This is a genomic window from Alteromonas sp. KUL42 (genome assembly GCF_006538325.1).
GTDB lineage: Bacteria > Pseudomonadota > Gammaproteobacteria > Enterobacterales > Alteromonadaceae > Alteromonas.
The window spans coordinates 225,476-233,207 of the sequence record NZ_BJKK01000006.1; the positions used below are offsets into that span (position 1 = coordinate 225,476).

Below are 7,732 nucleotides of genomic sequence, written 5' to 3' on the forward strand. Positions count from 1 at the left end.
GGAATGTGCTCATGGCGAATAGTCAACAGCCAATCAAAGGGCCTGCTATTTTTCTAGCTCAATTTATGGGGAAAGAGGCGCCCTTCGACACACTGGAAAACATGGCGAAGTGGGCAGCATCGTTAGGTTACAAAGGTATTCAGGTTCCTACAGATCCTAGCCTTTTCGATTTGGAAAAGGCAGCAGAAAGCCAAGAGTATTGCGATGAAGTAGCGGCAATCTGCCGAAAAGCGGGGGTTGAGATCACTGAGCTTTCTACGCATTTACAAGGGCAACTGGTTGCGGTGCACCCAGCATACGACGAATTGTTTGATAATTTTGCTCCACAGCATCTTCATGGTAAACCGCAAGAGCGCACAGAATGGGCAATAAACCAGTTAAAGTGCGCAGCCATTGCCAGTAAACGTTTAGGGCTTAATGCTCATGCCACTTTCTCTGGTGCATTAATGTGGCATTTAGTATACCCGTGGCCTCAGCGTCCAGCTGGCCTAGTTGAACAAGGTTTTGCTGAGCTAGCCAAACGTTGGAAGCCCATTCTGGATGCCTTCGATGACGCGGGTGTGGACGTATGCTATGAAATTCATCCGGGTGAAGATTTACATGATGGGGCATCGTTCGAGCAATTTTTGCAAGCGGTCGACAATCACCCTCGTGCAAATATCTTATTCGACCCAAGCCACTTTGTACTTCAACAACTCGACTACCTCGATTTTATCGACAGGTATCACAGCCGCATAAAAATGTTCCACGTAAAAGACGCGGAATTTAACCCCAATGGACGCAATGGCGTGTATGGCGGTTATCAAGACTGGCAAGACCGCGCTGGTCGTTTTCGTTCACTAGGCGACGGGCAAGTCGACTTTAACGGTATTTTTAGCAAGCTAACTCAATACGGATATACCGGTTGGGCAGTTTTAGAGTGGGAATGCTGCTTAAAAGACAGTGCTCAAGGGGCAGCTGAAGGCGCGCCATTCATTGCTTCACATATTATTCAACCCAGCAAGTATGCTTTCGACGACTTTGCGGGTGGTGATGTTAGTGAAGAGAAAAACAAACGCATTTTAGGCATTGAGCGCTAAGCGCTGAAAACAGGACATTAATAATTATGATAACCCTACGTCTTAGTTTAATGATGTTTTTGCAGTTCTTCATTTGGGGGGGCTGGTTTGTCACACTAGGCACATATTTGTCGAATACGCTTCAGGCAAATGGCGGTCAAATTGGTATGGCTTTTTCTACCCAAAGTTGGGGGGCAATTATTGCTCCTTTTATTATAGGGCTAATTGCAGACCGCTTCTTTAACGCAGAAAAAATACTCGGCATATTGCATATTGTTGGTGCAGTGCTGATGTTCTTTATGTATCAAGCAGACAGCTTTAGCAGTTTCTACCCTTATGTTCTGGCCTACATGATTGCGTATATGCCAACACTGGCATTAGTTAACTCGGTGTCGTTTGGTCAAATGGACGACCCATCAAAGCAGTTTGGAAAAGTGCGCGTATGGGGTACGGTAGGTTGGATTGTTGCAGGGCTTATGATCAGTTATGCCTTCTCGTGGGATTCCGCACAGTCAATTGCCGATGGCATGTTGAAAAATACGTTTTTACTTTGCAGTATCGCAAGTTTAGCGTTGGGTATATTCAGCTTCACACTACCCAATACACCTCCTCAAGCAAGTGGGCAGAAAGTAACACTGCGCGATATTCTTGGGCTAGATGCATTGGCGTTATTAAAAGACAAAAACTTCTTCGTGTTTTTCCTTTCATCGGTGCTTATCTGTATCCCTCTGGCTTTTTACTATCAGAATGCAAACCCTTTCTTAACGGAAATTGGCGTAGAAAATGCCACGGGCAAGATGACGTTAGGTCAAGTTTCTGAAGTGCTATTTATGTTGGCTCTTCCTATCTTCTTAAATCGCTTTGGTATTAAAGCTACCTTGGTTATTGGCATGGCAGCGTGGGTTATTCGCTACACGTTATTCGCCTTTGGCAATGCAGACGAAGGATTATTCATGCTTATTGTGGGCATCGCACTGCATGGAATTTGTTACGACTTTTTCTTTGTGTCTGGTCAAATTTATACCAATGCGAAAGCTGGCGAAAATATAAAAAGTGCTGCACAGGGGCTTATTACACTTGCTACTTACGGCGTTGGTATGTTGGTAGGTTTTGCTGTGGCTGGTGCTATCACCGACACATACACACTAGACGGTGGTTCACATAGCTGGCAGCAAGTGTGGCTATTCCCAGCAGGTTTTGCGGCTGTTGTCTTAGTAGTTTTCGCTTTGTTATTTAAAAAACGAAAAGGTAAACGCAGATGCATAATTCTACAAGAAGAAAACTTCTTCAAAGTATGGCGCTTACTGGCGCAGGTGTGCTAACTGCCATGCCGAGCTTTGCTGCGAATACGTCGACCAAAGGTTCGAATATGAGAAAGCCGCTCAAAGGTAATGTCAATCATTCGGTGAGTCGTTGGACTTATGGCGATTTAACTATAGAAGAGCTGTGTCAAACCGTTCAAGACTTGGGCTTCTCTGCAATTGACTTAGTAGGTCCAAAAGACTGGCCTGTGCTTAAAGCGTACAACATCGATTCTTCAATGTGTAACGGTGCTGAAATAAGCTTAGAGGACGGGTTCATTCACGCTCACTTGCATGATGAACTGGAAAAGCGCTACTTGAAGCACATCGATTTAGTGGCTGATGCGGGTTACACCAACCTTATTTGTTTTAGCGGTAATGCCAAAGGTATGTCACGCGAAGAAGGGTTGGAAAATGCGGTAAAAGGATTAAAACGAATTCTACCGCATGCAGAAAAGCGCGGTGTGGTGGTCTTTATGGAATTGTTTAATAGCAAAGTCGATCACCCAGATTATATGGCAGATAACTCCAAGTGGGGCATTGAACTGTGCAAACGCCTTAACAGCAAGCACTTTTCATTGCTTTACGACATCTACCATATGCAGATAAACGAAGGCGATATTATTCGCACTATCCGTGACAATCATCAATATTTTGGGCACTACCATACCGCAGGTGTTCCTGGAAGACACGAAATTGATGGGTCACAAGAACTCAATTATGAAGCTATTGCTAAAGCTATCGTTGAAACAGGTTTTAAAGGCTACTTAGCACAAGAATTCATACCTACTCCTAAAACCAAGGCCAGCAGAATAGTGTCGCTTCAAGAAGCGATTCAGATCTGTGATGTTTAACGTGCAACAGGCACAGCGACGAATAAAGTTACGAAGGACACCTAATGGCAAATAACGAATACGATGCAATAGTAATAGGTTCGGGCATCAGTGGCGGCTGGGCAGCAAAAGAGCTGACAGAGAAAGGCTTGAAAGTGCTAATGCTAGAGCGCGGCCAAAATATTGAACATCTTAAAGACTACAAGAACGCGCATAAAGAAAACTGGGACTTTCCTCATCGAGACTTACCGACACAAGCGATGAAGTTGGATTACCCTGTGCTAAAGCGCGACTACCCATTGAACGAAAAAACACTGGGCATGTGGGCGAACGAAAAAGAGAACCCTTATGTAGAAGACAAGCGCTTCGATTGGTATAGAGGATACCACGTTGGTGGCCGTTCATTATTATGGGGTCGTCAAAGTTATCGTTTAAATAAAGAAGACTTTGAAGCCAATGGTAAAGAAGGTGTGGGGGTAGATTGGCCCATTCGTTATGATGATCTTGCGCCTTGGTATGACTATGTAGAAAAGTTTGCTGGTATCAGTGGTAATCGCGATGGCTTAGACGTACTTCCTGACGGAGTTTATCAGCCTCCAATGCCGATGAATATTGTTGAAAAAGACGTTGCTGCTCGCGTTAAAAAGGCGTTTAAAGGCACTCGCCATATTGTTCACGGACGCACGTCTAATATGACGGAAAGCAAGCCAGAGCAAGGTCGTGTGCATTGCCAATATCGCAACAAGTGCTGGTTGGGTTGTCCTTTTGGTGGTTATTTCAGTACTCAAGCGTCAACGCTACCTGCTGCAGTGAAAACAGGTAACTTAACACTTCGCCCATTCTCAATTGTTAAAGAGATATTGTTTGATAAAGACAAACAGCGCGCAACGGGTGTTGAGATCATCGATGCTGAAACTAATCAAACGTACGTGTTCAAAAGTAAAATTATCTTTGTTAACGCATCAGCCTTTAACTCAGCTTGGATCTTAATGAACTCCGCTACCGATGTTTGGGAAGGCGGATTGGGAAGCAGCAGCGGTGAGCTGGGCCACAATGTTATGGACCACCACTTCCGCGTAGGTGCTTCTGCTGATGTAGAAGGCTATGACGACAAATATACCTATGGTCGCAGACCTAGTGGTTTTTATGTCCCGCGCTTTAGAAACTGGGGTAATGACAAGCGTGACTACCTTCGTGGCTTTGGTTATCAAGGTGGTGCTAGTCGTTCAGGATGGCAGAAAGATATTGCTGAGTTGGGTATTGGTGCAAACTTAAAAGATGCGATCACCGAACCAGGTCCTTGGACCATTGGTATGACTGCGTTTGGTGAAATGCTTCCACATCACGATAACCGAATTTATCTCAACAAAAAGGTTACTGACAAATGGGGCCTTCCTGTTTTAGCCATGGATGTAGAGATAAAGGAAAACGAACTTAAAATGCGTAAAGACATGCAACAAGATGCAATGGATATGTTTGAAGCTGCTGGTCTTAAGAACGTACAAGGGTGGGATGCAGATTACGCTCCTGGTATGGGCATACATGAAATGGGAACAGCGCGCATGGGGAGAGACCCTAAAACGTCTGTGCTGAATGCACATAATCAGGTATGGGATGCGCCAAATGTATTTGTTACCGATGGTGCAGCTATGACATCTGCAAGCTGTGTTAACCCTTCATTGACGTATATGGCGCTGACTGCCAGAGCTGCTGATTTCGCAGTGGAAGAGCTTAAGCGAGGAAACTTGTAATGGAACGCAGAGAATTACTTAAACTTATTGCTACAGCCACAGGTACAGCATTATTTGCTGGTAGTGCATTTGCCTATAAAGATATTGCGCCAGTCCCTTTAAGCGATACGTTATTTAGCAAAGATGATGTAGCGCTTTTAAATGAAATGGCTGAGGTTATTATTCCTCAAACCGATACGCCGGGAGCAAAAGCGGCTAATGTGGGCGCTACTATGGCCGTACTAATTACAGATTGCTACACCCCATTATTGCAGAAGACCTTCATGAAAGGCCTGAAAGCCATTGATGAGGTGAGTAAAGCGCAATTCGACAAGCATTTTCTACAGCTATCAACACAGCAGCGCGAAACCTTGTTCAATCAGCTTGATGTTGAAGCAAAGGCGGCTAACTTAGCTAATGGTGTTTATCAAGGCGTTGAGACCGGTAAGCCAAGTCAATGGGAGCCAGGTACAGATGAACCTACGCCGCATTATTTTACCCTACTAAAACAGTTAACACTTTATTGCTTCTTTACATCGAAAGTAGGGGCAACCAAGGTGCTTAGATATGTGGCAATACCGGGGCGCTATGATGGCGCATACCCGTATAAAAAAGGCGATAAAGCGTGGGCTACTTAATGCCACGCCTATCGTTAAAAATACGCATCAACCCGCTATGAACAAAATTTAGGTTATACATAATGAATAAACTTTCTTTGGCAACAACGTTGGTGCTATTACCAACAGTAAGCGTTTCTTATGCCTTCGCTAATGATGACTCTGGTTTGACGAGAGAGCAGCAAGCTGCAAAAACCGAAGTATGGGAACCTGTACCTGAGGTCGTAACTTTTGATGAAAATGGCGTACCTTCTGACGCAATAAAATTGCTCGGTGATAACCTTAGTGCGTGGGAGTCTGTAAAAGAAGGTGAAGCTGCGTGGAGCCTTGATGATGGCGTACTTACTGTAAAACCAGGTACGGGTGATATCAAAACTAAAGCATCATTCTGTGATGTTCAGCTTCATGTAGAATGGAAAGCGCCTACGCCAGATGAAGGTATGGAAGGACAACAACGTAATAATAGTGGTGTTTTTTTACAGCAACGCTATGAAGTACAAGTGTTAGATTCATACGACAATAAAACGTACCCTAACGGCCAAGCGGCAAGTGTATATAAGCAAACCATTCCACTAGTGAATGCAACCAAAGCACCAAATCAATGGCAAACGTACGACATTATCTTCAAAGCGCCGACATTTAACGGTGAAGACTTGTCTACACCCGGTTACGTTACCGTTATCCACAATGGTGTTGTGGTACAAAATCACACTGAGATCCAAGGTACAACAGAATGGATTGGCGCACCTAAGTATAAAGCACATGGCTGTGCACCAATTCAATTACAAGATCATGGTAACCTTGTTAGCTTTAAGAATATTTGGATAAGAGAGCTTTAAATAGCCTTAAAATGCTAAGCGATAAATATCTTCAATTTCTTCAATAGTTAGTTGTTTGGGGTTATTGCGCAGTAGGCGAGTAACTTTGCTCGCCTCAATCGCAAGCTCACCTACACACGAAGGTGGTATGTCGAAGTGTGTTAATGACGCAGGAATGTCAACATCACGACATAACTTCTCAATTGCAGCAAGTAGCAGTTTTATAGCTTCATCTTTAGAGTGATGCCGCTCACACACTTTTAGTAACTTTGCCACACTATAGAGTTTGTCTGCGCAAAACGGAGCATTTACCTTTAATACATGAGGAAGCATTACGGCATTACTCATCCCGTGAGATAAATGGAATCGACCACCTAAGGGATAAGCGAGGGCATGGACGGCACCTACTCCAGCATTTCCAAACGCAAGCCCAGCCATCAAGCTACCCGTTGCCATATCCTCCCTTGCTGAGAGATTTTCACCATTATTGTAGGCATGTAAAAGTGAGTTATAGATTAGCTTAAGTGCTTTTTCTGCTAACGCATCGGTAATAGGGCTGGCATTAACAGAAACGTATGCTTCAAGGGCATGAACAAATGCATCAATTCCACTAGCTGCTGTTATCCCTTTCGGACACGTCTTTGTCATTTCAGGTGCAACTATGGCTACATCAGGTAACAAACAATGGCTAACTATGCCTTTTTTCATTTGTGATTGAGGGTCTGACAATATCGCTATATTGGTTACTTCTGAGCCTGTGCCTGCTGTAGTTGGTATAACTATTAATGGCAGCGTGCGCGATGTTAGTGTATTTTCACCGAATAAGTCATAAAGGCTTCCGTCATAACCATAGGTAGCGGCAAGCACTTTTGCACTATCTATAGCGCTGCCACCCCCAAGTGCGACAACGCCATTAATATCTTTTTTACGCAATAACTGAAGCTTTTCTTCAATTACACCCACTTCTGGTTCTGGTGGAATATCATCGAATATTAATGCAGGTGGAATTGGGAGAAGTGACAACACTTGCTCTAGTAAACCAGAGTTAGATACCCCTTTGTCAGTAACAATAGCAAAGTCTTTTATACCAAGACGCTCAATTTCAGGTTGCAATGCCTTAATTGCGCCAAGGCCTGTTATAAGTTTTCCTGCTGTCTTGAACTCAGAGATATTCATGCCGCCCCTCTTACTATTACAAATAACAATTTAAATGTTCGTGCATTAATGTTTTTCACTACCAATTGGAATCACTAATCTATAGCACAAGAACTCACTTACCAATTAACTAATATAAATAGTTGGCAACAACTATGGTGAATTCGGTGGGTTTATAAACGTTTTGTACGCGGTTTGAACGAATAAACGCTAAATTATC

The 7,732-nt window shown here is 43.7% G+C and carries 7 protein-coding genes; 6 read left to right on the forward strand and 1 reads right to left on the reverse strand.

Translation table 11 applies throughout. The annotated features are described in order from the left end of the window. Positions 1-11: 11 nt before the first annotated feature. The 6 genes from EYR97_RS11090 to EYR97_RS11115 all read left to right on the forward strand — a co-directional run bounded on the left by EYR97_RS11090 (position 12) and on the right by EYR97_RS11115 (position 6,378). Positions 12-1,079 carry a sugar phosphate isomerase/epimerase gene (locus EYR97_RS11090; RefSeq protein WP_131093877.1) on the forward strand — a complete coding sequence of 356 codons (1,068 nt, stop codon included), beginning with the start codon at positions 12-14 and terminating at the stop codon, positions 1,077-1,079. A gap of 26 nt (positions 1,080-1,105) precedes the next feature. Further along, positions 1,106-2,380, forward strand: coding sequence for a nucleoside permease (locus EYR97_RS11095; protein WP_242634986.1), 1,275 nt, complete (start codon positions 1,106-1,108; stop codon positions 2,378-2,380). After that, positions 2,317-3,213, forward strand: a complete 897-nt coding sequence (locus tag EYR97_RS11100; RefSeq protein WP_131093879.1) for a hydroxypyruvate isomerase family protein — start codon at positions 2,317-2,319, stop codon at positions 3,211-3,213. Before EYR97_RS11095 ends, EYR97_RS11100 begins: the two co-directional genes overlap by 64 nt. A gap of 44 nt (positions 3,214-3,257) precedes the next feature. Then, positions 3,258-4,943 carry a GMC oxidoreductase gene (locus EYR97_RS11105; RefSeq protein ID WP_131093880.1) on the forward strand — a complete coding sequence of 562 codons (1,686 nt, stop codon included), beginning with the start codon at positions 3,258-3,260 and terminating at the stop codon, positions 4,941-4,943. Then, positions 4,943-5,560 carry a gluconate 2-dehydrogenase subunit 3 family protein gene (locus tag EYR97_RS11110; RefSeq protein ID WP_131093881.1) on the forward strand — a complete coding sequence of 206 codons (618 nt, stop codon included), beginning with the start codon at positions 4,943-4,945 and terminating at the stop codon, positions 5,558-5,560. Before EYR97_RS11105 ends, EYR97_RS11110 begins: the two co-directional genes overlap by 1 nt. A 62-nt stretch (positions 5,561-5,622) precedes the next feature. Further along, entirely contained in the window at positions 5,623-6,378 is a 756-nt protein-coding gene (locus EYR97_RS11115; RefSeq protein ID WP_131093882.1) for a DUF1080 domain-containing protein, read from the forward strand. Positions 6,379-6,384: 6 nt separating this feature from the next. Here the strand turns inward: EYR97_RS11115 and EYR97_RS11120 are convergent, their stop codons facing one another. Further along, positions 6,385-7,533 carry an iron-containing alcohol dehydrogenase gene (locus EYR97_RS11120; protein ID WP_131093883.1) on the reverse strand — a complete coding sequence of 383 codons (1,149 nt, stop codon included), beginning with the start codon at positions 7,531-7,533 and terminating at the stop codon, positions 6,385-6,387. Positions 7,534-7,732: the final 199 nt, after the last annotated feature.